General features: G+C 51.4%; 25 protein-coding genes, 1 pseudogene, 1 riboswitch and 1 other annotated feature. Of the genes and pseudogenes, 3 read left to right on the top strand and 23 right to left on the bottom strand.

Going from position 1 to position 25,435, the window contains the following annotated elements; genetic code table 11:
- Window positions 1–32: 32 nt before the first annotated feature.
- From ADU23_RS22825 to ADU23_RS22760, 15 genes are all read right to left on the bottom strand, one after another.
- Window positions 33–323: a DUF1294 domain-containing protein gene (locus ADU23_RS22825; protein WP_053375848.1), complete on the bottom strand. Its 291-nt coding sequence runs from the start codon at window positions 321–323 to the stop codon at window positions 33–35.
- Between the two features lie 66 nt (window positions 324–389).
- Window positions 390–2,921 (bottom strand): ATP-dependent helicase HrpB, encoded by a 2,532-nt coding sequence (gene hrpB, locus ADU23_RS22820; RefSeq protein WP_197286098.1) that lies wholly within the window; start codon window positions 2,919–2,921, stop codon window positions 390–392.
- Window positions 2,922–2,948: 27 nt separating this feature from the next.
- Complete coding sequence (locus ADU23_RS22815) at window positions 2,949–3,773, bottom strand: hypothetical protein (RefSeq protein ID WP_053375847.1); 825 nt, start codon at window positions 3,771–3,773, stop codon at window positions 2,949–2,951.
- A gap of 26 nt (window positions 3,774–3,799) precedes the next feature.
- Complete coding sequence (gene corA / locus ADU23_RS22810; RefSeq protein WP_053375846.1) at window positions 3,800–4,750, bottom strand: magnesium/cobalt transporter CorA; 951 nt, start codon at window positions 4,748–4,750, stop codon at window positions 3,800–3,802.
- 273 nt (window positions 4,751–5,023) lie between these two features.
- A complete protein-coding gene (locus ADU23_RS32310; protein WP_269433173.1) occupies window positions 5,024–5,206 on the bottom strand; it encodes a GNAT family N-acetyltransferase in 183 nt (60 codons plus the stop codon).
- A gap of 99 nt (window positions 5,207–5,305) precedes the next feature.
- Window positions 5,306–6,016: an adenosylcobinamide amidohydrolase gene (locus ADU23_RS22805; RefSeq protein ID WP_053375845.1), complete on the bottom strand. Its 711-nt coding sequence runs from the start codon at window positions 6,014–6,016 to the stop codon at window positions 5,306–5,308.
- Complete coding sequence (locus ADU23_RS22800) at window positions 6,013–7,626, bottom strand: cobyric acid synthase (RefSeq protein ID WP_053375844.1); 1,614 nt, start codon at window positions 7,624–7,626, stop codon at window positions 6,013–6,015. The genes ADU23_RS22805 and ADU23_RS22800 overlap by 4 nt, the downstream gene beginning before the upstream one ends.
- A complete protein-coding gene (gene cobD, locus ADU23_RS22795; RefSeq protein ID WP_053375843.1) occupies window positions 7,623–8,720 on the bottom strand; it encodes a threonine-phosphate decarboxylase CobD in 1,098 nt (365 codons plus the stop codon). The genes ADU23_RS22800 and cobD overlap by 4 nt, the downstream gene beginning before the upstream one ends.
- 21 nt (window positions 8,721–8,741) lie before the next feature.
- Window positions 8,742–9,554, bottom strand: coding sequence for an adenosylcobinamide-GDP ribazoletransferase (gene cobS / locus ADU23_RS22790; protein ID WP_053375842.1), 813 nt, complete (start codon window positions 9,552–9,554; stop codon window positions 8,742–8,744).
- On the bottom strand, window positions 9,536–10,516 hold the full coding sequence (cbiB, locus tag ADU23_RS22785; RefSeq protein ID WP_053375841.1) for an adenosylcobinamide-phosphate synthase CbiB: 981 nt from the start codon (window positions 10,514–10,516) through the stop codon (window positions 9,536–9,538). The genes cobS and cbiB overlap by 19 nt, the downstream gene beginning before the upstream one ends.
- A complete protein-coding gene (gene cobU / locus ADU23_RS22780) occupies window positions 10,513–11,103 on the bottom strand; it encodes a bifunctional adenosylcobinamide kinase/adenosylcobinamide-phosphate guanylyltransferase (RefSeq protein WP_053375840.1) in 591 nt (196 codons plus the stop codon). The genes cbiB and cobU overlap by 4 nt, the downstream gene beginning before the upstream one ends.
- 10 nt (window positions 11,104–11,113) lie before the next feature.
- Window positions 11,114–12,190: a nicotinate-nucleotide--dimethylbenzimidazole phosphoribosyltransferase gene (gene cobT, locus ADU23_RS22775; protein ID WP_053375839.1), complete on the bottom strand. Its 1,077-nt coding sequence runs from the start codon at window positions 12,188–12,190 to the stop codon at window positions 11,114–11,116.
- Window positions 12,190–13,005: a heme ABC transporter ATP-binding protein gene (locus ADU23_RS22770; RefSeq protein WP_053375838.1), complete on the bottom strand. Its 816-nt coding sequence runs from the start codon at window positions 13,003–13,005 to the stop codon at window positions 12,190–12,192. The genes cobT and ADU23_RS22770 overlap by 1 nt, the downstream gene beginning before the upstream one ends.
- Window positions 13,002–14,003, bottom strand: coding sequence for a FecCD family ABC transporter permease (locus ADU23_RS22765; protein ID WP_231637508.1), 1,002 nt, complete (start codon window positions 14,001–14,003; stop codon window positions 13,002–13,004). Before ADU23_RS22765 ends, ADU23_RS22770 begins: the two co-directional genes overlap by 4 nt.
- A 40-nt stretch (window positions 14,004–14,043) precedes the next feature.
- Window positions 14,044–15,030 carry an ABC transporter substrate-binding protein gene (locus ADU23_RS22760; protein WP_063846078.1) on the bottom strand — a complete coding sequence of 329 codons (987 nt, stop codon included), beginning with the start codon at window positions 15,028–15,030 and terminating at the stop codon, window positions 14,044–14,046.
- A gap of 145 nt (window positions 15,031–15,175) precedes the next feature.
- A riboswitch (cobalamin riboswitch) is annotated at window positions 15,176–15,326 on the bottom strand.
- A gap of 213 nt (window positions 15,327–15,539) precedes the next feature.
- On the opposite strand from ADU23_RS22760, the gene ADU23_RS22755 reads away from it, so the two are divergent.
- A complete protein-coding gene (locus ADU23_RS22755; protein WP_053375836.1) occupies window positions 15,540–15,983 on the top strand; it encodes a FixH family protein in 444 nt (147 codons plus the stop codon).
- A gap of 8 nt (window positions 15,984–15,991) precedes the next feature.
- On the opposite strand, the gene ADU23_RS22750 is transcribed toward ADU23_RS22755, so the two are convergent.
- The 8 genes from ADU23_RS22750 to ADU23_RS22720 all read right to left on the bottom strand — a co-directional run bounded on the left by ADU23_RS22750 (window position 15,992) and on the right by ADU23_RS22720 (window position 24,371).
- Window positions 15,992–16,678, bottom strand: coding sequence for a sulfite exporter TauE/SafE family protein (locus ADU23_RS22750; RefSeq protein WP_053375835.1), 687 nt, complete (start codon window positions 16,676–16,678; stop codon window positions 15,992–15,994).
- Window positions 16,675–18,975 carry a heavy metal translocating P-type ATPase gene (locus ADU23_RS22745; RefSeq protein WP_053375834.1) on the bottom strand — a complete coding sequence of 767 codons (2,301 nt, stop codon included), beginning with the start codon at window positions 18,973–18,975 and terminating at the stop codon, window positions 16,675–16,677. Before ADU23_RS22745 ends, ADU23_RS22750 begins: the two co-directional genes overlap by 4 nt.
- 66 nt (window positions 18,976–19,041) lie before the next feature.
- On the bottom strand, window positions 19,042–20,916 hold the full coding sequence (locus tag ADU23_RS22740; protein WP_053375833.1) for an arginine--tRNA ligase: 1,875 nt from the start codon (window positions 20,914–20,916) through the stop codon (window positions 19,042–19,044).
- 49 nt (window positions 20,917–20,965) lie between these two features.
- Window positions 20,966–21,201 (bottom strand) — a binding site (T-box leader).
- A 66-nt stretch (window positions 21,202–21,267) separates the two neighbouring features.
- A complete protein-coding gene (locus ADU23_RS33965; protein WP_269433120.1) occupies window positions 21,268–21,402 on the bottom strand; it encodes a hypothetical protein in 135 nt (44 codons plus the stop codon).
- Window positions 21,403–21,542: 140 nt separating this feature from the next.
- Entirely contained in the window at window positions 21,543–22,289 is a 747-nt protein-coding gene (gene map, locus ADU23_RS22735; protein WP_053375832.1) for a type I methionyl aminopeptidase, read from the bottom strand.
- 233 nt (window positions 22,290–22,522) lie between these two features.
- Window positions 22,523–23,455 carry a phosphotransferase family protein gene (locus ADU23_RS22730; protein WP_053375831.1) on the bottom strand — a complete coding sequence of 311 codons (933 nt, stop codon included), beginning with the start codon at window positions 23,453–23,455 and terminating at the stop codon, window positions 22,523–22,525.
- Between the two features lie 160 nt (window positions 23,456–23,615).
- A complete protein-coding gene (locus ADU23_RS22725) occupies window positions 23,616–23,843 on the bottom strand; it encodes a hypothetical protein (protein ID WP_053375830.1) in 228 nt (75 codons plus the stop codon).
- A gap of 207 nt (window positions 23,844–24,050) precedes the next feature.
- The gene (locus ADU23_RS22720) at window positions 24,051–24,371 is read right to left on the bottom strand and encodes a rhodanese-like domain-containing protein (protein WP_053375829.1); all 321 of its coding nucleotides are present in this window, start codon (window positions 24,369–24,371) and stop codon (window positions 24,051–24,053) included.
- A gap of 166 nt (window positions 24,372–24,537) precedes the next feature.
- Between ADU23_RS22720 and ADU23_RS22715 the strand changes: the two genes are divergently transcribed.
- Both ADU23_RS22715 and ADU23_RS33695 read left to right on the top strand, forming a co-directional pair.
- Window positions 24,538–25,176, top strand: coding sequence for a HutD/Ves family protein (locus ADU23_RS22715; protein WP_053375828.1), 639 nt, complete (start codon window positions 24,538–24,540; stop codon window positions 25,174–25,176).
- A gap of 126 nt (window positions 25,177–25,302) precedes the next feature.
- Window positions 25,303–25,435: pseudogene (locus tag ADU23_RS33695) on the top strand (IS3 family transposase); the annotation flags it as partial.

Here is a 25,435-nt window from a genome sequence, read left to right as displayed (position 1 = left end):
CCAATATACCATAGGACGGCTTCCCAAAGCAATCAGGAGTTTGCAGTCATGCCTATGAGCCAGACGGCTCCGATTATAAGCAATAAATTAAGCCCGAACAGAAACGGAATGCCTACTGTAAACGAACGATGCTTCGTTTTGTGACGCCACGTATTCATAGCAAGCCAAGTGCCTCCCGCTCCGCCAATCGCGCTCAGCAAGAACAAACGCTTCTCAGGAACGCGCCTGCGATTTTTTTTCGCACTCTTTTTATCATAGCCCATCAACACAAAGGTATAGCAGTTAAGGAGTACGAAATAAATGATTAAAACATATAAGGCCATAACGACATGCCCACATCCTCTCTTCAAAAAAAGCTTGCTGGCCATAATCGGGCCGGCCGAGCAAAATTACGTATTTCTCGGCTTCGCCCGATTTGTCGGTGCAGCAGAATAGGGATCATCCGGCCAATAATGCTTCGGATACCGCCCCTTTAAATCCTTCTTCACTTCAAAATAAGCGTTCTCCCAGAAGCTTCTTAAATCTCTCGTTACTTGGACGGGCCGCTGGGACGGCGACAATAAATGAAGCGTAACCGGCAGCCTTCCTCTCGCAAGCAGCGGAGTGTCCTTTAGGCCAAACAGCTCCTGTAGCCGGACGGCAAGCACGGGCGACTCGGGATCGCTGTAATCAACCGGGATTCGCGAGCCGCTTGGCACGACGATATGGGTCGGCACCTGCTCATCCAGCTCTTGCTTCTGCTTCCAGCTAAGCTTGCCTTCCAGCAGCTGCAGCATCGATAGCTTTTGCAAATCCGAACGGCTTTTCATTCCGAAAATATGCGGCTTTAACCATTCCCCAACCGATTCCAGCAGCGCCTCATCGGAAGCCTCCGGCCAATCCTCGCCCGCAAGAGCCATCAGCTTCATCCTTGCCTTCAGCTGCTGCGCCTGCTTGCTCATTGGCAGCATAACAAAACCAGCCTGCTTAATCGCGGTTATTAAGGTGTCTGCGACCTGCTCTTCATCAGGCTTCTGCAGGATGGACTCCTTCATTACGATGGAGCCAAGCCGAGTACGCTTCCTCGCCCTCACTGCCTGCGCTTGGGAATCCCATTCCACTACATCCTCGTTCGTTATGTAGCTTGCCATATATTGCTCGATCATAGGCAGACTTAGCTCTGCTGCAAGCCGCATACGGCTTTCTGTACCGGCATCATCCAGCTCGCAAGCAGCTAGATAAGGCGATCGCGATAGCGGCTGCAGCTCTGGCAGCACCGCGCCTCTTCCATTTGCCAGCAAATAACGCCCGTCGCTGCGGCGCTGGGCGATACGGTCGGGATAAGCAAACCCAAGCAGAACACCGAGCGGGAGCTTTAGGTTATGAGCCACTTCATTCACAGCCGATGCCCGCTTCGGAACAAGCCGCTCCCATTGGTCCGCTTGTGCCATTATGCGATAAGCGGCTCCACTGCTTGGATGCTCTGCGCTTCCGCTGTTCGAACCTTTGCGTTCCGTGCGTCCGGCCAATCGGTATAGAAGCTCAAGCCGCAGCTGAATATCAACATTACGCTCTTGCGGAAGCAAATCGCGTTCGCTTAATAAGGCAGCAACCTCGCATGCCACTCGCGTCTCTCCTATTTCTGCAGCCTGCAAAATCATCGCGCCAAGCCGGGGATGCAGCCCGAACTGCGCCATCCTCGCTCCTGCAGCTGTCGGTTTGCCGCTGTTATCAATCGCATTCAGCTGTTGCAGCAGCGATTTAGCTTGCTCGTAAGCAGCAGCGGGCGGCGGCGTTAGCCAATCCAGCTCTGATGGATCTTGGATGCCCCAAATCGCTAGCTCCAGTACAAGTGAGGCAAGATCCGCCTCAAGCAGCTCAGGCGTGCTTTGTTCAGGCAAATAGGGATGCTGAATTTCCGTCCAGAGCCGGTAGCAGCTTCCAGGTGCCAGACGTCCCGCCCTGCCGCGGCGCTGATCGGCTGACGCTGTGGAGACAGCCACCGTTTCCAGCCGCGTCATGCCTGTTCTTGGCGAAAAGCGCGGAACGCGCATTAGCCCGCTGTCTACTACAATCTTAACGCCTTCAACCGTCAAGCTGGATTCCGCAATCGAAGTCGCAAGCACGATTTTGCGCTCTCCGGCTGAGCATGGCGCAACGGCTGCATCCTGCTTCTCCAGCGGCAAGCTGCCATGCAGCTCCTCGATCCGAACACCGGATGGAAGGCCGGCTTCATATAACCGCCTTGCCGTCCGGCGTATTTCCGCGACTCCCGGCAAAAATGCAAGCACATCTCCATCATGTAGACGCAGCGCTTCGACAATCGTACGAGCCATATGCGGCTCAATTGGTCCAGAAAGCTTCGCTTTCGCATAATGCGTCGCAACCGGGAATACCCGTCCTTCGCTCCGAATAACAGGCGCTCCGCCAAGCAGCTCGGCAATCGGCTCCGCAGCAAGCGTCGCGGACATGACAATGAGGCGCAAATCCTCGCGCAGAAGAAGCTGCGACTGCAAGCATAACACAAGTCCAAGATCACCGTGCAAATGACGCTCGTGGAACTCATCGAACAGGATCGCTCCGACCTCTTCGAGCGCCGGGTCCTCCTGAAACATCCGAGTGAGCACGCCCTCCGTGACGACCTCAATGCGCGTGCGCGGACCAACCCGCGAGTCAAGCCTAACGCGGTAGCCGACCGTCTCGCCCGGCTGCTCGCCCAGTGATTTAGCCATGAACTGGGCAGCAGAGCGTGCCGCAAGCCTGCGCGGCTCAAGCATGATGATCTTTTTGCCGTGAAGCCATGGCTGATCCAGCAGCGCAAGCGGAACGCGCGTCGTCTTCCCTGCTCCCGGTTCCGCCACAAGCACAGCATTAACGCCGCTTCGGAGCGACTCAAGCAGCTCGGGCAGCACCGCATCAATCGGCAATTGCAGTTGATTCATGCTGATTACTCCTTTACCATCTGCCATCTATTTCACGATTCGCAGCATTTGGACGACTGGCCTGTTGTCGCCGGGCAAGGCAGCCTCGCTGCTGAACAGCTGGGAGGAGCCATCACCATCGAGAAAAATCCCGTCAACAAGCTTGCCGTCGCCGATGCTGGCAACAATCGCTTCCCGAAACACGGCTAACGATCCCTTCGTTTCGCTCACAATTAAGTACAAAGCACCCGCATTGTCGTATACGGCTGCCGAACGCAGCCGATTATCATCTGGGAAAGGGGCATTTTCCTTAATCGTTTGCTGAATCCATTCGTCGTCATTCCCAAGGCTCATACTAATGCCGCCCTGCGCCCAGAATCGAGTATGGTCCTTCACTCTCAGCTCGGAAGCATGACGGGCAACCTGTACGCTCAAAGCATCCGAAGCGCCGTCCCACACCAGCGTTCCGCGAGCATACTTTACGTTCTCATTTCCCGTTCCAAAATTACCGATCTCTTTGTTAACCGGCAGACTGTCCACCATGCCGATGCTCAGCAGCTGATTGCCATAAAAAAATCCGCCGTTAATGCCTACTTTGCCTGCAAGCGTAACGTTGTTATTGATCGTCTCCAGCGTTACGTACGCTGGTTTCGTCTGGAGCACATGAAGCTTCATTCCGTTAAAGGAAGTTTCTAAAAAATAAGTATAGTGCAGCCCTTTCTCAGCAGCTAAAGGGTCGGAAGCCGATTTATTGCCAAGCGACATGATCATAAAATAGAGCATGATTGCTAGAATTGCGACGATGCCCACCAAAATACTGATAATGGCAACCAGCTGCTTTTTGCTCATCCGAGCAGGCTCTTTCATTTCCATCTCTCATGACTCTCCTTGCCTTGTTATCATTTAAACCAACCTTTCGTTCGGAACCAAGCGTACATGCCAATACCAATGACGAGCATGACCGTTATGACGGCAAAATAGCCCCAGTCCCACTCCAGCTCCGGCATATAGTGAAAATTCATGCCATATATGCCCGCTAGAAAAGTGAGCGGCATAAAGATCGTCGTAATAACGGTGAGCGTCTTCATAATCGAATTCATCCGGTTTGAATTAAACGAGATGTAGCTGTCTCGCAAATCTGCCGTCATTTCTCTGCTTGAATCCATCATTTCGGACAGCTTAAGCAAATGGTCATAAATATCATGATAAAAAGCCAAATACGGCTTCAGCCCATCAATGCGATCCGAATTCGTCAGGCGGTACAGCAAATCCCGCATCGGCACGATTGTTTTGCGAAGGCGAAGCAAGCGAGACCGAATGTTGAAAATATCGCTCATCGCCGTCTTGCTTTGCATTTCGTCGCCGCCGATTTCCATATCAAGCAGCTGGTCCTCCAGCTCATGAACGGCAGGGAAATATTGGTCGACCAGCTTGTCCATCACGAGATAAGCCGCATAGATCTGGCCTCTCTCGCCTATTTTGGAACTAGCCATAAGCTTGGCCATCGCTTCGTCAATTTCAGGCGACCGCTCATAATGGAATGTTACGATAAACTGCGGTCCCAGAAAAAGATTAATTTCATTTACCGTCAACGTCTTCCCCTCAACCTCATGCAGCACAAAAAAATGAACATCATCGTAATGATCCATTTTGGGCCGCTGAAGCAAATGGTAGCAATCCTCGATCGCCAGCGGATGAAAGTGGAAAAACGTATCGAGCAGCCTGCATTCCTCTTCCTTCGGATCGTTGAAATCAACCCAATACCATTCGAGATCAGCCGTCTTCAGCTCTTCAATCGTCAAATCCGTCAACCATTCTTTTTGTTTCGTATAGCCAATAATCCGTATCACGGGATTCGTCCTCCCATTCACCACGTTAGATAGTCGATAACTGATCGTTCAACTTATCCATTTTACATGAAATACTAGCCGCTGTAATGTCATTCCGCTATTTTTGGCGTATCGGCCGCTTCTTTTACGACTCAAGTCTATGGCATGAATAACGTTTTAACATTAGTTTTGCCAACTAATCGCTGTGGTTATCTAATGCCGCATGAAAAAAACCGCTTGAAACAAGCGGCCTTGAGCACGATCAAGCAACATGAGGCAGCATATGACGCGGCATTACGTGTTCAGCCTCATATGCGTATAGTATGGTTCGAAGCCGAACTTTGCCCAAAAGCCTTGTCCTCGCGGATTGGATTGCAGCACATCTATCCTCACTTTGGCGCCAAGAGGAAACGAGCCGTTAATTAACTGCTGCAGCACCATGCTGCCATACCCCTTGCTCCGATGCTCGTTCCCTATTTAAAACTGCCTAAGGTACACAAACGATTCTTCTGGAAAATATTCATCGATGTATCAAAATATCCATCGCTCTCGCCGTCCAATCCTCGATCGCCTGCCTTACTCCTCCTGCTGCGTTCGGGTTGCCTCAAGCACCGTCTCGTAAACCGCTTCACCGATAGCGCAGCCTATTGTAGTCGCAGTCCCTGCATAGGCATGCACCGCATTCCAGCTAGCCGCTTGACTGACTCCAATGACGATCGCATCCGTCGTCGTGCCGGTCGCACAATTGCCGGTCGCTTTTTCGACGATGCCTAGCTGCTGGAGGGCGGCCGTTTTTGCTTCTGTGGCCGTTATGATGGCATTCACCATAGCGGATTCAGACATTTGGCCGTCGACGAGCAGTATCGTATTAATCGTACCCGGCGTATAAGCTGAGAAGGTGCTGCGCGGCAAGCCTGCCCTCGCCGCATTCCGCGTGCCGACAGTCGTGCAGCATAGCAGCTTGAACTTGTCGCCTTCCAACTCGGTTACCGCCGCATGCGTCAGCTTCGCCGCTGTAATCAAACCAATCGTGTGAGCGGGGTCGCTGCCCCACACCGCGCATTGCCGAACGAGATCTCGCACAGGATCATCACATTGATAGGTAAGCGGCACCTTCCAGTTAATAATCCGATTCGCATAAGAGAAACCTCCCGGATGAACGGCGCTGCTCAGCGCATGCAGCTGATCCTTAGTGCTTACTTCAATCCGATCCGCTAGCAGCTGCAGGCTAACTCCGCTCCAAATGGCTGAATCAAAACGATAGCCTTGGCGAAATGGTTGCGTCATAGCGCCTCCTCCTTCTGCTGACCAAGCAGCTCATAAATGAGCGGCATGTTGAGGTATTTGCGCGCATGCTCCGCCAACCGATCGAACGCTGCTTCTCGTCTTTCTTGAAAGCGGAGCTCTGCGGGAAGGCCTGGCAATCCCTTGGATTCACGCAACCCATTCAACCAATGCCTCCGAAAATCATCATTATGCAGAATGCCGTGAATAAACGTTCCCCACAGCTTGCCATCAGCCTTGCTAGCTCCTTCAGCGACATACGCGGAGGAAGCTCCTATCGCTAGATTCGCTTGATGCTCCCTAACTTCAAACGGCTGGTAATCGGTCTCATCCTCGCGAGACCATATGACTTCACCCATATGGATCTCGTAACCCTCGATCAAAGCAGGCAAGTCATGCCCGCGGAATCGGCTGATCCCCTCGACACGAACCGTTCTTTTTTGCTCCGCAAAACGGACCTCGAATGGAAAAAAACCAAGTCCATCCGTTTCCTCTATAGCCGATTCCACGTGCAGCGGATCATACAGCCGCGTGCCGAGCATCTCATAACCGCCGCAAATGCCGACTAAAGCTCCACCGCCGGACACATGTTTCTGGATCAACTCGTCTAGCCCTATTTCCTTCAGCCATATCAAATCTGCGATTGTATTTTTGCTGCCGGGAACAATAACCGCGTCGGGATTGCCCCATTGCTCCGCATGTTCAATATAACGAAGCTGAACGTCTTTCTCGAAGCGCAGCGGGTCCATATCGGTAAAATTCGAAATCCGAGGCAGCCGTATAACCGCTATATCCAGCTCCCGCTGCTCGGCATTCCCTTCCTTATGGAAGTGTGTATGATGCTTGCTAAGCGATAACGAATCCTCGTCCTCCAGCTCTAGTCCCGGCATATACGGCATAACGCCAAGCACCGGTTTTCCCGTTCGCGCTTCCAGCCAATCCAGTCCAGGCTGCAGCAGCGATACATCGCCTCTAAATTTATTGATAATAAATCCGCCAACGCGGTCGCGTTCATCCTGCTCAAGCAGCTCAAGCGTGCCTACAATGGATGCGAATACGCCGCCCCGATCAATATCGGAAACTAGAATGACAGGGGCATCCGCCCACGCCGCCATCCGCATATTGACGATATCGCGGTCCTTCAAATTAATTTCGGCCGGGCTGCCCGCCCCTTCCAGCACTACGATATCGTAATCCTCTCTCAAACGCCGAAGCGAAGCTTGTACAATGCTGCCGGCTGTCGGTAAATATTTTTCGCGGTATTCCGCTGCATCATAATCACGCAGCGGCTTGCCGTGCACGACAACCTGAGAGACCATTTCTCCCGTCGGCTTCAGCAAAATCGGATTCATGTCCGTCGTCGCCAAAATGACGCAAGCATCCGCCTGCATCCCTTGCGCGCGCCCGATTTCTTTGCCGTCCCAAGTTACATAGGAGTTGAGCGACATATTTTGCGATTTGAAGGGAGCGGTGCGCCAGCCGTCCGTTTTGAAAACCCGGCAGAGCGCAGCCGTGATCAAACTTTTCCCCACATCCGATGCCGTGCCCTGAACCATAATCGTCCGACCACGCTTTGTATCTATGCTGTACACCTTTTCTTCAGATGGACTCATTTGACACCGCGTCTTTGAAGCAAGCATTGCTTTAATGCCGCTACCAGCTGCTCATTTTGCTCGCGAAGCTTAACGGCAACCCGGATATACGTGTGATCTAGGCCAGCAAATCTTGACGCATCACGAATTAGGACGCCCAGCTTGCCCATCTCCAGCTGGAGCATGCTGGCGCTAAGCTCCGCATCCTTCGGGATACGGACGAGCAAATAGTTAGCCGCGCTTGGGTTAACTTCAAAACCGATTGCTTGCAGCTCCTTCGTCAGCAAAGGACGTTCCTCTAGCAGCCACGCCATCGTCCGTTCGGAATAATCCGTCTCGTTCAGCACCGATTCGCCGATCAGCTGCGCCAACGAATTAACGCTCCATGGCACCTGCAAACGCCTAAGCCCGCTTAATGTTCGTGGCATGCCTACAATATAACCGAGCCTGATGCCGGGAATGGAATAAAACTTAGTCATCGAGCGGATGACGAACAATTTTTCATGTCTTGTCGCCTCCTGCACGAGGCTGTAACGCGATTCCTCAGGCACAAAGTCCATAAACGCTTCATCAACTACGACATAAGCCCCTTTTTTCAACAACGTGCGAATGAGCTCTGGATCAACAAGCTGTCCGGTTGGATTATTGGGTGAGCCGAGCATAAATAAAGAACCGGTCGCAGCTGCTTCGCATAGATGCTCCAATTCCAAATGCAATTCGAATTGATTTTCGGATGACAGCTTAATCTCATATACCGCCCCGCCGATTTTGCGGACCGCATCGCCATATTCATCGAAACAAGGGATAGCCAGTGTCGTTAATTTAGGCTGCAGCGCGCGAACGATCAGATCGATCAGTTCCGCTGCGCCATTGCCGACGACTATCGATTGCTCATCGATTTGGTGATGCTCAGCAAGCTTCCGTCTAAGTCCTCGTACGGCTGGATCAGGGTATTGACCGATAGTATCCGCATACGCCATCAGTGCTTGTTTTACACTTTCCGGGGGACCAAGCGGGTTCATGTTCGAGCTGAAATCAACAAATTTTTCCGCAGCAATCCCGAACGCTTCCTCGGCTGTCCGCAAATCGCCGCCATGACCGTATCTCTCCAACATCTTCAAACCCAACTCCTTAATTTAGTAAGCGTGCAGCCAAATAACAGCTGCAAAAAGCAGCACGGCTTCAATCGCTTCGTTCATTGCTCCATATGTATCGCCAGTCAGGCCGCCAAGCTTCCGATTAAGCCAAGCCGCAAGCAATCCGCCGCAGCAGATTGTAATGCCGGCTGCAACCAGCAGATAGACCAGCGCCGTGCCCGAATTTATTCCTGCAAGAAACAAAATGAGCCACGTGCTGGCTCCTGCCACTACAATCGAAGCAGTCGCCTGCAAACCTTTAACCTCATTAAATAAAACGGCAATTCCTTCACCCGAACGGGCAAATGGCCAGAAAGCGATTGCTGCGCCCATCCAAGCCCTGCTCCATATCGGTCCGATCACGAGCAAAGGCCAATACCGATTGGGTTGTTCTGCAACAAAAAGTTCAGCCAATAAGGAAGCTTTGAACAGCAGCAGCAGCACAGCGGCAAGCACGCCCATCGCCCCTACCCGGCTATCCTTCATAATTTCGAGCATGCGCTCGCGGGAACGGTGACTTAGCACGCCGTCAGCCGTGTCCATCCAGCCGTCAAGATGCAGCCCGCCGCTTAATGCGGTCCAAATGGCAAGTACGATCACGGCGCTTGGAAATGCGGGCACAACTAAATGAAGCAGCCAAGAGAAAACAGCTAAAAAAAGGCCAATAAGCGCTCCTGCAAGCGGAAAATAGGGAACACTGCGCGAGAGCACCGGTCCTTGAAACGGCACGGTGAGCGGTACCGGAAACCGTGTCAAAAATTGAAAAGCAGCGATTAGAGCCTGAGCCTGCAGCTTCACCTCACGACGAACCATACTGCAATCACTCCTATAAACAAAATAAAGCTAACGCTATACAATAAGCGGACGGTAAGGACAATATCATTAGGCTGTAAAGGCCGCGTCGGCCAGCCCATTCTCGCTCGTTCGCTCGGGACGCCAAAGTACATATTCGTGCCGCCAAGCTCAATGCCAAGCGCGCCTGCCACCGCAGATTCCGGTATGCCGCTGTTCGGGCTGGGATGAAGATGCGCGAAGGATCTAATGGCACGCAGAGACTGCCCAGCCTTCATTTGCGGCAAGCAAAAGGCCGAGATCGTAAGCATTACGCCTGTTAGCCGAGCCGGAATAAAATTCAGCACATCGTCCGTCCGTGCCGAGCACCAGCCAAAATAAGTATACTTCTCGTTGCGATAACCGACCATGGAATCCAGCGTATTCGCCGCACGGTAGAGCATAGCAAGCGGAGCGCCGCCGAGTAAGGCGAATAAGAGCGGGGATACAAGCGCGTCCACCGTATTTTCCGCAACCGTCTCAACCGCAGCCCGCGATGATTCCCTCTCGTCAAGCTTCGTGGTATCTCGTCCAACAATGTAACCGACATATTTGCGCGCTTCATCCAGCCTGCCTTCTATCAGAGGCTGATAAACCAGCATTGCCGCTTCCTTTAAGCCTTTTACTGCTATTGTAGTTGAAATAAACCAAGCGCTAACCGCATAACCAAGCCACGGATGCACCGCATCCGCTGCCCAAACGAGCAGCCACATCGAACCACAGCTAATTACAAGCGTTACAACGGTTAAAACAACGCCTAATGCCCTAACAACAGACGGTTGGCTTACGAACCGATCTGGGGCAAGAAGACGCTCCAACTGCCGAATGAGTCTTCCGATCCAAATGACAGGATGAGTCGGCCATTTGGGATCACCGACGATCCAGTCAATCGCGATGGCTGCCGCTGCAAGCAGAAGCAGCTCCTTCATGGAATAAAAAATCATAGTTGCTCCCATCTGAAAGCCTGCGATTTCAGCTCGATCGGAATGCCTGCCGTCACTAGGAAAACCCGGTCGCACACCGCCGCTGCCTTCTGATTCAGACGTCCCGCCTCGTCTCGAAACCGCCTGCCAAGCGGATAAGCAGGAACGATGCCGTCACCGACTTCATTGGTGACGATTAGAAGCGGATGAGGATAACGCGCAATCGCTTCCAGCAGCTTGTCCATTTCAAACTCAAGACGGTGCTCATCGATCAATTGTTGCTCAAGCTCCATCAGCCAGTTCGTCAGCCATAAGGTTAAGCAATCTAACAGCACAACAGGCGGCTCCATGCCGCTATGCAGTTCATCTGTAAATTGCTTCCCCCATCGGTTAAGCAAATCCGCCGCATCATAAGCATCCTCTGCCGTTTCCCAGCTAAATCCGGTCAAGTCACGATCCGTTCGGTGTTTTGTTATCCGCTCTCTCATTTCGTCATCATAAGGCTGACACGTTGCGAGATATAAACCGCGTGAAGCAGTCCGCATCGCATATTGCTCAGCGAAGCCGCTCTTGCCGCTGCGCGCTCCGCCGGTTACCAGTATTGCCATCTTCCATCACCTAGCCTTTGGATACGCCTGCGCTCTCGAACGTCGCCATCTCCTGCATAAGAAGAAGCGCAGCGTCAATAAAATGAAAACATAATACGGCGCCCGTACCTTCGCCAAGGCGCATCTCCAGCTGCATCATTGGCAGTAAGCCAATCGATTCAAGCAATTTCAAATGACCTTGCTCCTGCGAAAGATGCGATGCAATCATATATGGCATCGTCTGCTCAGCAATTCGCGATGCGACAAGCGCCGCAGCCGATGAAATATAGCCGTCAATGATGACGGGACAACCATTCGCCGCAGCTCCGATAATAACGCCAACAAGCCCGGCGATTTCCGCGCCGCCTACCTTGGCAAGCACATCAATGGGATCAGCATCATCAGCAACAGCTTTAAGCCCATTAACGGCAATCGCGCGCTTCACGACCTCCACCTTGTTCAACCAACTTGCATCATTGATGCCGGTTCCGCGGCCAACCGATTCCTCTGGCGAGAGTCCCGTCAACACCGTAGTAAGCGCGGCGCTTGCCGTCGTATTGCCTATGCCCATTTCGCCTGTCGCAAATAAACGACAGCCTTGTTGGTACTGCTCGCTCACGACCTCTATGCCAACCATAATGGCCCCAATCGCTTCCTCGCGCGTCATTGCCGCCTGCTTTGCCATATTCGCCGTTCCTCGCATGACTTTGCGGCTTACGAGCCGTTCATGCTCCAAATCCGCATTCACGCCAATATCGACACATACGACTTCCGCGCCCGCTTGTCTAGCCAATACGTTTACCGCCGCCCCGCCGTTTAGAAAATTTAGTACCATCTGCGGCGTGACGGCTTGCGGAAACGCGCTAACCCCTTCGTCGCATACACCATGGTCGCCAGCCATCACAATGACGGCTTTACGCGACAAATCGGGCCATAACTGACCTGTGATGCCTGCGAGCTGACTAGCGAGCGCTTCGAGCTTGCCAAGGCTGCCCGGCGGCTTCGTCAATGAATCAGAATGCTGCAAAGCAAGTGCGGCAGCCTCTTCATGAAACGGTTTAATTTGCTTAACCGTCTTCTTTAGTTCTATGTACGCTTCGTTTTCCATCACTTTAGCTCCTTCAAGCCCATACTAAATGCATAGTTATTTCCATTTGGTTGAAGCATAATTTGCGGCACTCCCGTTACAGGGTGGGCGATGACGGCTGTTGTTGTTTCATATACCTGCTCGATCAGTGAAGCAGTCAGCACATGATGCGGATTGCCGGCAGCAGCAACCTTGCCTTGATGAAGCACGACAAGCTCATCGCAGTAGAGGGAAGCCAAATTCAAGTCATGGAGCACGGCGATAACCGTAAGATCGCGCTCTCTCTGCCATGCCCTTACCGTATCCAGCAGCTGCACCTGAAAGCCAATATCCAAATAGGTAGTCGGCTCGTCCAGCAAAATAATAGAAGGCTCTTGCGCCATCAGCTTTGCGAGTGCTACGCGCTGCCTTTCTCCGCCGCTTAGCTGATCCATCTTGCGATGCTCAAGCTCCTTAAGACCCATTGCGGTTAAAGCCCTGTCAATGATCGACTCGCTGTCCTGCTCTTCGCCCCCAAGCCAGTTTTGAAAAGGAAATCTCCCCATCCCGACGACCTCGCGCACTGAGAATCCAACGGGCGGCAGCCCGCTTTGCTCCAGCACCGCCATCTTCTTAGCCAGCTGTTTGCGGGGATATGATGCTATATTTTGCCCTGCAAGCAGCACTTCCCCTTGCTTAGGCTGATCAACGCCCGAGAGCAGCTGCAGCAGCGTCGATTTGCCTACCCCGTTGGGACCAATAATGCCGTACATGCGTCCTTTTTGAAAGGAACAGGAAAGCCCGTTCAGCACGATCCTTCCTTGTACGGTTTGTATGATGTTATGTGCCTCGATCATCTCATCCCTCCTTGCTTCAGCTTCCGTCTATGCAGCAAATAAGCGAAGAATGGGGCGCCGATCAGAGCCGTAACGACTCCAAGCGGAATTTCTTTTGGCGTCAACGCCATTCTTGCCAGCGTATCCGCCCAGAGGACGAACACGCCGCCGCCGATGGCAGACAAAGGCGTTATCAAGCGATAGTCGGGGCCTACCAGCAGACGGATCAAATGCGGTACCACAAGCCCCACGAAGCCAATAACGCCGGAAACGGAAACCGCTGCCGCGGTTAGCAGCGTCGAGCTGATTAACACGATCAGTTTCGTTCGCTCGACGCGTACGCCTAGATGGGCAGCATGCCGCTCGCCAAGCACGAACAAATTAAGAGGCTGGCCATAGGCGAGCAGCAGAGGAAATCCAACGAGCAGAAACGGAATTAGCATATAGACATTTTCCCAGCTCCGCATCGCAAGCGAGCCCATCAACCAGAACAAAATCTGGTTGACAACCCCCTCCGACATCGAAACCATAAACGAAACGAAAGCGCCAAGAAAAGATTGAATAATGACACCTGAGAGGATAAGCGTTTCAATATGCATGACACCTTTGCTGCGCGACAGCCAAAAGACGCCAAGCAGCGTGACCGTTCCGGTACCGAAGGCCACAAGCGGGATCGACCATATGCCAAGCACCGTTTGCAGTCCGAACAAAATGATAAATGCGGCGCCCACCGAGCTTCCGGAAGCGACGCCTAACGTATATGGATCGGCTAACGGATTGCGCAGCACGCCTTGAAAGCCGGTCCCTGCAAGCGCAAGGCATGCGCCTACGAGGACAGCAAGCAGAACGCGCGAGAGCCTTATTTGGGTAACGATTGCTATTTGACCGGGCGTGTAAGAAACCGGCTTATCCGCAAGCCATGGCAGCTGATGAACGAGGATGCCCCACACGTCACCGAGCGAAATGCCGGCCGAGCCAATTGATAAACTTACAACGATAGAAACAGCAAGAAGGAGCATAGCTGCTCCTCCATACCAAACTAATTTATAGGTCATTTGATTATTTTACGAGATCCGGGTGAATGACTTTAGCAAGCTCAAGCAAGCCCTCGGCAAGGCGAGGCCCAACACGTACGAGCGGGTCCTCAGTTACCGCGTGCATGTGTTTATTTTTCACCGCATCGATGACATCCCAGCCTGGGCGGCTTTCAATGCCAACGACGATCGGATTCGGCTCCTCCTTCAAAGCAGGATAGATGATGAGCTCAGGATTTTGTTTAACGACTTCCTCTGCGCTAATTTCATACCAGCCCGGCGACCCGGCGGCAATGTTTTTGCCTCCTGCAAGCGTCAGCAGCTCATCGAGGAAAGTGCCGGAACCTACTGTCCAGCCTACGGAAAACTCCAAATATACATTCTTTTTGTCAGCGTCTTTCACTGCATCCGTTACCTGCTGCTTAACTGCGCGCATATGCTCAGCGACAGCAGCCGCTTCCGTTTGTTTATTCATAATATGACCTAAATTTTCGATTTTGGCAATAACGGCATCATAGGTAAGCGGATCAGACGCGAACACCGGAATTTTCAATTCGCGAAGCTTCGTGATGGCTTCCGTATTCATCGATGATGAAGCCAGCACAAGATCAGGATCAAGCGCGGCTACCGCTTCGATATTAGTCGTCATGTCGCCTACTTTAGGCTTAGATGCTGCTTCCTCCGGATAATTGCTATATTGATCGACGCCTACGACCTGCTCGCCAGAGCCAATCGCGTAAATGGCTTCCGTTTCACTAGGCACGAGCGTAACAACCTTAGTCGGCGCTTGCGCGAACGTGATCTCCGTTCCCGTATCGTCTTTTAATGTAAGCGGATATGCGGTAGTGTTATCCGATGGCGCCGGCGTAGCCGTTTGCTCCGTATTGGCCGGTGAATTGCTAGGCTTGTTCTCCTTGTCGCTGCTCGCTCCGCAAGCTGCTGTAAAAACTAGCAGCATCGCTAACAGCAAACCAAACAGAATCTTCGTCATATTGCGTTTTTTTTCATTCATTTTAACGTTACTCCCCTATATGTTTTTTTCGTATAAAATAAAAAAAGCATCTCTGACAATAGTGCCAGAAATGCTCTCATACGCGCTCTACTCAATCATCCAAGCGGCAAGCTTCCAAAGCACTCTCCCCAAGTCCACGTAGGTATAAGCGTTATGTAAATAGGCAGATTTTCTGACTCGGACATCACAGCATGCTGCTTGCTGCTATTCCTTACAGTGGCGGGTCCGTGCCGGTATCTCACCGGTCTTCCCTATTAAGCTTCATGCGATTTCCGACCTTCGAACTTTGTTTGTCAGAATACTTCGCATCAGCACCTATTTATACAATATAAAATTATCCGTAGTTAATATACACCGTCTCTTAAAATTTGTCCAACATCGCTCATGTCGCTCTGATGACCGATGCCGCGCGTTCTGCTCCTGACTTTTGCCGCATAGGTAACGTAATAAGCCTCTTCATTATTAGTGGCAACGACCAAATCCATTGGATCAAAGGAGGTACAATCTTCATGCAGCCTAATGCCAAATCAACCTCGCCTCTATATAAATTCCTCTTCCTGCTCATTGGGGCAGCTCTTCTTGTCGCAGCAGCATTCACTTTGCTTAGCGAGCCAAGCGATGCAGCCCCGCCTATTACGGAGCACGCCCTCGGGAGCGGCCATGCCATTTGGTCGATCAATCCGTATCCGGCTAAGGTGCTGCGCGGCAATCGCTTTTTGATCGACCTTACCGACGAATCCGGCGCTGCGTTGCAGGGTGCAAGCTTATCCGTCAACCTTGAGATGATGGATATGGTGTGCGGTGATTATGCGTTCAAAATGACCGAAGCGTCACCCGGACAATATTCGGGTGACGGCGTCCCGTTGATGGCTGGTACGTGGAAGGCAACGGTCACGGTTCAAACAGGCGATCAAACGTATACGATCGTAAGGATGCTGAAGGCAATCCATTGAACGGCAGATCACCAAAGCCAAGGATTGATCGATGGGATGATGCCATTAACGGCTAACCCGCGCAAAATCGAAATGACGCCTACGGCAATTGCCGTTGCAACGCTCGCTTTGCGCATGAACCGCCGCCACTTTTTATTTGCGAAGGCAGCAATGTACGCAGCTGCAGCTAATGCCGGAAAAGTGGAGAGGCCAAACAAAGCCATGACTGCTGCGCCTTCAAGGCCTGAGCCGGTAGCGGCGGCTGTCATTTGCATCGCATAAGTCAAGCCGCAGGGCAAGAAGCCAAATGCGATGCCCGTAGCGAGCAAATGCCCGGTTTCTTGACCCGCTGAGCGCTGCGCCCCTCCAACCAATCGCTTGTGGAGAAAGGCCGACAATCGGTTCATAAAGGGCAGCTGGAACCTGCGCCAAAGCCAGAGCAGCAAGAAGCATCCGCCGATAATGGACGCTAGTCCCTGCACGCCTGCCAGCTTGCCTGCTACATCAACAAACGAGCCGACCGTTCCCATGACAGCTCCTAATAGCGAATAAGACAAGATTCGTCCCGCATTATAAAGCAGCATCGATTTCTGGGCTGATGCAGTAGAATTCAGCGACACGGCGGACACGATCCCCCCGCACATCCCGATGCAATGCGGAGCGCTGAACAATCCGGTCAAAATAATAAAGCCAACCTGCTGCCATGTGATCGTCATTCGTTTGTCCCAGCCTTGCGCCGAAGCTGGCCAGTCAGCCGAAGCGCATTGGCGACAACCGACACGGAGCTAAGCGCCATAGCCGTTCCCGCCATCCAAGGCTCCAGCAGACCAAAAGCTGCAAAAGGAATGATGATTACATTGTAGATAAAGGCAAAGGTTAAGTTTTGCCTTACATTTCGAATCGTTAATCGGCTTATTTTGATCGCTTCAGGGATGGCTTGCAGTCGTGAGAATAACAAGGTCATGTGACCTGCGCTCAGCGCGGCGTCCGTCCCTTCTCCCATCGCGAGCCCCACATCCGCAGCGGCGAGCGCGGGCGCGTCATTCCAGCCGTCGCCTGCCATAGCGACCCGCTTGCCTCGGCGCTTCAACTTCTCCACTAGCTCAACCTTATGCTCCGGCAGCATGGAAGCATGCACGCTAGCGATGCCAACGGCTTTGGCCGCCGCAAGCGCAGGCGCCTCATGATCGCCCGTTGCAAGCATCGATGAAACGCCAAGCGCCTTAAGCGCTTTGATCGTATTTTTCGCATTGGCTTTGATCGTATCGCTAAATGCGATTACGCCAACGCAATGTCCATCCGAAGCGGCATAAAGCACCGTTTCACCGGATTTCTCGCGCTGCTTGGCGAATGCGGCAGCGGCACCGCTCACAACCCAATTCCGCTCAGCCGCAAATCTGGCATTGCCTATTGCAAAGCGCCGATCCAGAACGACCGCTTCGACACCTCCGCCTGGCGTAAACGCAAACTCGCTTGCTTCAGGAATAACAAGCCCAAGCTTGTTAGCTTCGCGTATTATAGCGATCGCAAGCGGATGAACAGCGTCCGCCTCGGCGGCAGCGGCAATCCGCAGCAGCGAAGCCCGGCTCCCTTCGAGTGCCAGCATAGCGCTAACATGCGGCTTGCCCTCGGTTAACGTCCCCGTCTTATCAAAAATAATCGTCTGGATTCTCGCCAATCGCTCAAGCGCCCCTGCTTCCTTCGCAATGATCCCTTGCTTTGCCAGCCTGCCGGAGGCGATGACCAGCGAGATCGGAGCCGCTAGCCCTAGCGCACAGGGGCATGCTGCCAATAAGACCGCAATGGCGCAGACGAAGGCTTTGCTCCAATTGCCAGGCTCGAGGAAAGCTCCCCACATGACGACCGTGGCGAGCGCGAAGACGAGCATGGCCGGAACAAACAAGCCCGCAGCCGCATCGACATTGCGCTGGATCGCCGATTTCGAGCGCTGCGCTTGCCGGACAAGCTCCTGAATCCGGTTAAGCATCGTATCATGTCCGGCTGCCTTCGTGCGGATGCGAAGCGGCGCACTTTCATTTCGTGTGCCTGCCCACACCGCATCGCCTTCGCGCTTGGCGATCGGCAGACTCTCCCCGGTGAGCAAGGACTCATCCGCCGCTGACTGTCCGCCGCACACGACACCATCGACCGGCACGACCTCGCCTGCCTGTACGATAACGATGTCGCCAGCCCTTACGAACTCCGTCTGAATATGAACGACTTCGCCTGCCCGTTCAACCGCAGCCGTCTGGCTTTGAAGCTTGCCGTAGCCCTCCGAGCCCTGCTGCGCTCGAAGCGAGGCGGAGACCTCAATGTATTTGCCGAGCAGCACAGCTGTAATGACAACGGCGGACGTTTCAAAATACAACGGAGGCGAATGGGCAATTGAGGTTGCAATCGGACGGAGCAAGCCGTTCTGGAACACCGCATAATGGCTGTATAAATAAGCGACAGTCGTTCCGATGACGACAAGCACATCCATATTGGCGCTTCGCTCGCGCACAGCATGATAAGCGCCAAAATAAAACGGCAAACCGATTACGAATTGGATAATCGTTGCCAAAGCAAGCTGCAGCCAAGGCAGCATGAGCCAAGTCGGCAAACTTGTCAGCAGCGGCTCAAGCAGCGGAATATGCTGGGCCATTCCCGTCAGAAGGGGCAGCGTAAGAATGGCAGATACGATTAGCCTCAGCTTAAGCGTCTTATGCTCCTTATGCAGCCCTTCCTTGGCCGTTTCATTCAAAAGCGCCATAAATCCAAGCTGCTTGACGCGCTCGGCAATTTGGACAGCACCAAGCCGTCCTGGCTTAAACTGCACCCATGCCGTGCGGAGCGGAAAGCTTACGGCCGCCATTTGGACGCCGTCCATTTTGCCGACAGCCTTCTCTATCCTAGCCGCACAGGCCGAGCAGCTCATCCCCTGCACCGCAAAATCTATCGTGACATCATGCTCTATATCATGATTCGGAATAACCTGCTCCAATTTCTGCACCCGCCTTCCATTCATCGCCATTCGATGCCTGTACCTCTGCGTTAAACTATATGACGGGCAATCGAATTGCATGAATGGAACATGCGGCTACATTTTGGCAGGCGCGGGCAAACCTAGTATTTCTAATGCGTCCTGCATCGTTTGCTTGTAACGCTCCGTAAGCCATAGGCGGAGGCATCTTGCCTGTCCTTCCGACTTGAGTATCGGGCAGGTTGCGTAGAAGTGATTAAATAAAGCGGAAAGCTCATACACATAGGTGCACAAATGGTTTGGCGCAAGCTCCTTGACAGCTGCTTGCAGCGTCTCCGGCCAATAGGCAAGCTGCCTAAGCAGGCTTCGTTCCTGGACTTCCAGCTCCCCGTTCGACAATGATTCATGTGGGACTGCGCTGCCTGAAACGCCGGATTTTTTCAAAATGCTGCTGGAGCGAGCGTAGGAATACATCAAATAGACGCCGGTATTTCCGGTTACCTCAGTCGCTTGGTCCAGATCAAATACGACCTCCGTCTGCAAGTGGAAACGCAGCAAGTAGTAACGGATCGACGCTGCCGCTATAGCGCTGCTCGCAAGCCCAGCCTTACGCGAACGGTTTGCATCTATAATTTGCTCCATGTGTGCCAAGAAATCAGCGATTTTGACGCCGATTCCCTGCCTGCCAGACATGGCATAAGCTTGCTTCCCGTCAGTGGTATTAATGCCCAGCCCCTTTGCCGTTTGAGGGCTTAACGAAACAACGCCGTAGCTGACATGTCTAAGCTGCTCCGCTTGCTTGTGGTAGCCTAAAGCAAGCAGCGCTTGCTTTACCATCGCTTGCGGATATTCCTGTCGCAGGTCAATGACATTAATGACCATATCGGCATGGCCGATCTTCTTCCTTACACCGCTCGAATGCGTGGACCATAATTTTTCCGAAAATTTCTTATAGCGAAAATCTTTATCCAGCAAACCAAACTTCCAAAGATGATAAGCAATATCCTTAGCGGTATAAGTCAATATGCCATTCGACCGAACGAGCACTTTATCCGCATGGAACTCAGACTGCTCCTTCGGCTCGCCCTCGTTCTCCGGCTGCTTGAGCACCCAGCAGCCCTTCAGCTTCCCTTCCTCTTCTTGGCGGAAAATGTCTGTTCGCTGCAGAAGCTCGAACGAGCGCAACCAAAAGCCTTCGCGAACGAGGCTGCTCTCCCATACAAGCACATCATAGCCGATGCCGAACTGCTTCATTTCCTCGACATGCTCACGCACAATACGCTCCGCAATAAGCAGGCCCATCCATGCCACATTGGAGCGGCCCTCCTCGAGCTTGCTTAATACGTTCGTACGCTGCTCAAGCAAAGCCGGCTGCTCCTTGTAAGCTTTATTGATCCTGGAATAAGTTTCCCAGCAAAAATCTCCAAAACGCTCATAAGGCTGCTCGGTCGTCGTCTGTAAAATGCCTACCACCGTATCGGCCAGCTGATTGCCTAAATCATCGATATAGTTGTGCACCTCTACCTGATGACCTGTTCTTTTGAGCATCCTTGCTAACGTATCGCCTATGCAGGAATTGCGCAAATGACCGATATGAGCCGATTTATTCGGATTGATTGACGTATGCTCAATAAGCACTTTGGTGCTCTTTTCAATGTTCAAAGACGCCGGCTGTTCTAACGAATCAGCCCAATTGGACCAATTGACATAGAAGTTAAGAAAGCCTGGCGGGGCTACCTCGATTTGCGAAATGGAAGCGGACAAAACCGAGTTGGCAAGCAGCTGCTCTTTGAAGTCGCCCGCTATTTGCGAGGGTGCGCGCTTTAAAAGCTTTGCGAGCTGCATCGCAATATTGCTGCTGTACTCGCCGTGCTCCAAATTTACGGGATGCTCCACTGCAATCTTTAGATTTGCAGGCCGCTGCAGCCCAGCCTCCGATAGAATGCGCTGCGTTGTTTCCTCAATCGCCGCTATGATTTGTTCATGAATCATTCCAATTCCTCCATTCGTCTAAAAATGCAAAAAGGCCCCCGTCTCTAAAATAAGAGACGAGAGCCGTGAAGATCCCGTGGTACCACTCTAAGTGCCAAGCCTGCTAGCTGCTTGACCCCTCGTTTTCGTAACGGTCCATGACCGGATTTGCCTACTGCTCCGCAAGTGCTGCTTCGGCAAACCATTTCCTGGGTCCGCTTCGCCTAAGGCTTCCGTACCGGCTTCCACTGACCCGGCTCGCTGCAACTATCCGCCAAAGATTACTGTCCCATTCACCAATGTTCTTTTTTCCAATTGATTGCTTAGAAGTATTTATACAGGATAGAGATAACTGTGTCAAGACAATAGTCATCACGTCAGCTGCCGCAGCCCCGCTTCAATCGCATCGCCTATTTCGTTTTGTTCCTTGCTATTGCTCCAGTATATAACGAGTACATTTCCTCTCTCATAGAGAAATGGATACGATGTGTATTTGGCATTTTTCATCTGCTTATTGAAGTCTCTAACTCCCTATATATAATTCGCTTAATAAGCTTTTAATGTTTCAGACCGCAAGAAAAAGACCCCCGTCGAATGACGGAAGCCTTAGACTGCCCAGCTTGCTAAAAACCTTCTCACACCTACTGTTATTGCTCTGTCAGAATAATCGGGCCATCATCGGTAATGGCCAGCGTATGCTCATATTGAGCTGACAGGCTGCCGTCTACCGTTCTAGCCGTCCACCCGTCCGCATCGATTTTGCTATGGTATTTGCCCGTATTTAACATCGGCTCAATGGTCAGCACCATGCCTGCCTTAAGGCGCGTACCTCTATGCGGAGGCCCGTAATGAGGAACCTGCGGCTCTTCATGCATATCTTGGCCGATGCCATGTCCAATAAAATCTCTGACGACCGAGAAGCCTTGCGCTTCCGCATATGCTTGAATGGCATGCGAAATATCACCGATTCGGTTGCCTACTACGGCCTGTTCAATGCCTTTATAAAGCGATTCCTTCGTAACATCAAGCAGCCTCTGCGCCTCAGCCGACACATTTCCAACCGTATATGACCAAGCCGAATCCGCGAGCCAGCCATCTAACCTAACGACCATATCCACTGTGACGATATCGCCTTCCACGAGGACGGTATGACTGGGAAAGCCGTGACAAATGACGTCGTTAATCGAAGCGCAAGTAGCGAACGGGTAACCATGAAACCCTTTTTGCTCCGGCGTCGCCCCGTTTTTTTCCAAGAAAGCTTCAACAAATTGGTCGATTTCGAGTGTCGTTATGCCAGCACGAATGAAAGCGCGCAATTCCCGATGGCAGGCTGCTAATACTTCGCCCGCCTTTTTCATTTTCATAATTTCTTCCTGCGTTTTGATTATAATCATCTCAATCACCCAATCCTTTACTTCATTTACGCCGCTGCCTGAAGTTTTTCTCTAAGTTATAGTCTTTCTAAAAATAACCCAATTAACGCCAAAAAAATATTCCATAGAGCGAATTCGCGGGCAGCGCTCCTGAACGCACGTATGGTGTAGTATATGATGCAATAGCCCAACCGTTAATAGGCTGTTGCCAAAATTCTGTTGTCTAAGCTTGCTTTACTGCGGCCCAAATAGCTCTAAATCGCTCCCTTAGGGAGCAGCAGCAGGCGATCGCGTAATTGTTCATAAGCGTCATTCCAGCCCATTTTCGCATAAAAACGGAGCGCATCCAGCCCTTTGAAATAACGCGCCCCCAGCAATCGCTCTTCAAAATGCACGATCGGCTTACCCGATTCTTCATAGTAAACCCGGAATGCCTCGGCTACATCTTCTCCTGGAACGGCATCCTCGAACGAAGCAATATCGATCATGAAGTCGCCATAAAGGAAGCCGGCGTCAATAATTCCCGTAATGCGATATCCGTCTGAGATGATATTCCATGGATGGCAATCGTTATGCACGAAATGCCGGTGTGACTCGTTATAAGCGCTACATGCAATCATGCGGGTGTAAATTTCCTCAAAAACATCCCGCTCCAAGCACGTGGAATGGAACAGCTCATGCCAATTTTCCCAAAAGGTGCCCCTCTGATCCTCGCCGTAAAATGATGTAACGAATTGCTCCCAAGACGCAAATTCGCCATTGTATCTTCCGATCATCGGACCAAAACCGGTTGTTTCTCCTAATTCAATCTGGTTCATTTTTGTAATGACATGTATGATTTCAGGGAGCAGCGCTGCTTTACGCTCTGGCTGCAGGTCGGCAAATACAATGCCTTCTGCCCGTTCAGAAACGCAATAAGTAAAGTCACCCGCTTTGCCTATTCCCCATATTTTCGGATACGGAATCTCTTGCGAGGTAAGAAGCGCCGCTATTTGCTGCTCCCGATCGAACGCATCCTCTAATGAGCTGAAGCGTATAACATATCTTTTCCCATCCACTGCAAAAAAATAGACACTGCTCATATTGCCGCCTTCAGCCGCAACAATATCCTGCGCCTTTTTGCCCCAAAAACGATGCAATACTTCATTCACTTCCGCTAATGATACATTCGGCTTTAGCTGTGACATAAGACCAACCTCCCACAATTTGGATCAAATATAGCTTTTTTGGCACCTAAGCTACAAGGGATTAAATAGCTATATTCATTTTTAACGCCATGCCGGGCAATCCATGTGGAGGTCGTATGAATAGCTTAAAAGAATGGACCGTACTGCTTGTGTAATCTCGTTAAGGCGTTGATTTTTTGATAAGCTCCTTTTTCCAAAAATCAATTACGGTATGGTCTGCCAGCTCCATTGAGGCCCATGATACCTTGTATTTAAATCCATGTTTTTCCATCATTTTGATTGTATTCTCAACGTCTGCATTGCTTACTCTCAGCTCCATCGACAACGAATTTTTCACAATCGTCATCAACTCGCTAATTTCTTCAGCGGTATGCTCTTGAATCATCATGCTCCATTCATCCTTCCCTGCTTCTTTATTCTTCCTATTGCTTTTTCTGTTATAAATAGTTGGCAAACGGGCTGCTGTAGCAGCAGTCAATAATCAGATATGATTTTGCCCGATGATCAGCGCATCTATCCCAGATACTAGCACACAAACAAAAAAAGTCCTTGGGAGGACTTTTTTTGAAAATACAGCTTTATCAAAATGGCTCCATTATACGCCAGTAGCAACCGCGCCTGGCCATTGAAGCATGCCGCCGGTTACATTGACGACTTTATAGCCTTGAGCATGCAGGAAGTCGCAGGCTTTGCCGCTGCGGCCGCCGCTGCGGCAAATCAATACGATTTCTTGCTCGCCCTGCTGAAGCTCATCCAAGCGCTCTTGAAGCTCCGACAAAGGAATGCTGCGTGCCTCTTGAATATGGCCTTCTTGCCATTCGTCGGGTTCACGGACATCCACTAGATTTAAGGTTTTGCCTGCTTTTAGCTGTTCATCCAGCTCAGCTGCCGTCATTTCCGGATACATCGTACTCATCCCTTCAAGTCTTGCTTATTATTTATTTGTCTCTAAGTATTGTAGCGCGAAGGCAAGTTCATGTCCATCTTGCCATACTGAGCTCTTTATCACGCTCGCCCCATTTCAGACGGCTATTCATATGTTATAATTGTTCACATGCAAGTCCATATAAGTACGAGAGGCGATGGTCATCATATCTCTTTCCTATCACATATGCCGAAAAGAACAGCAGCGCACTTCAACATGGTCAGGCGGAACGACAACCGAGGTCGCGATTTATCCTCCAGATGCCGTTTATTCGAAGCGTAATTTTGCATGGCGAATCAGTACGGCTACTGTCGAAGTAAAACAATCTACCTTCAGCCCGCTTCCCGGCATATGGCGTTTAACGATGGTCACCGAGGGCGAAATGCTCCTTAGGCATGAAGGGTATCATCAAGCCGTCTTGAAGCCTTACGAGCAGGATAGCTATAGCGGAGAATGGACAACCCAAAGCTTCGGCAAAGTCAAAGATTTTAATCTCATGCTGACCGAAGGAAACAAAGGTGAGCTGCAAGCGTTGTTTATCGATGAACATCCGCAATCGATGCTGCTTGGCCCCTATTTGACCGTCGAACAACTTTCGCCTATATTCGAAGCCTTCTATTGTGTTGACGGAACGATCGACTTCAGCGTAGATGGCGGTACAGCTGAAAAGCTTTATGCTGGCGATATGCTGCTTCTTTCGGGAATCGATTCCCGGCAGCAGCTGCAAGTTCAGTTAACAAGCGACGATAAACAGAAATCTTCTGTCATTCAAGCAACCCTATTCGCTTCATCGTAAAGATAAAGAAAACCCCTTCCGCTCAAACACTGGGACTGACCCCATAACGTGAGACAAATCAAAACACCTTCAAGAAAATGCAACCATGTCGTAAGATATGGAGACAACCTTGGAGGTGTTTTTACGTTGGCAACAAGAGTAAGTTACCCAGTGGATATAAAGACAAAAGCAATTGAAATGAGAATAGCAGGCATTCCGGTCAAGGAGGTAATGGAGCAACTCAACATACGAAATGAAACGCAAGTGAAAACTTGGATGC

Origin of the sequence: Paenibacillus sp. FJAT-27812 (assembly GCF_001273905.1) — a bacterium.
Classification (GTDB): Bacteria; Bacillota; Bacilli; order Paenibacillales; family Paenibacillaceae; genus Pristimantibacillus.
Note: the sequence above shows the minus strand (reverse complement) of the source record. Positions and strands in the feature narration are given on the sequence as shown.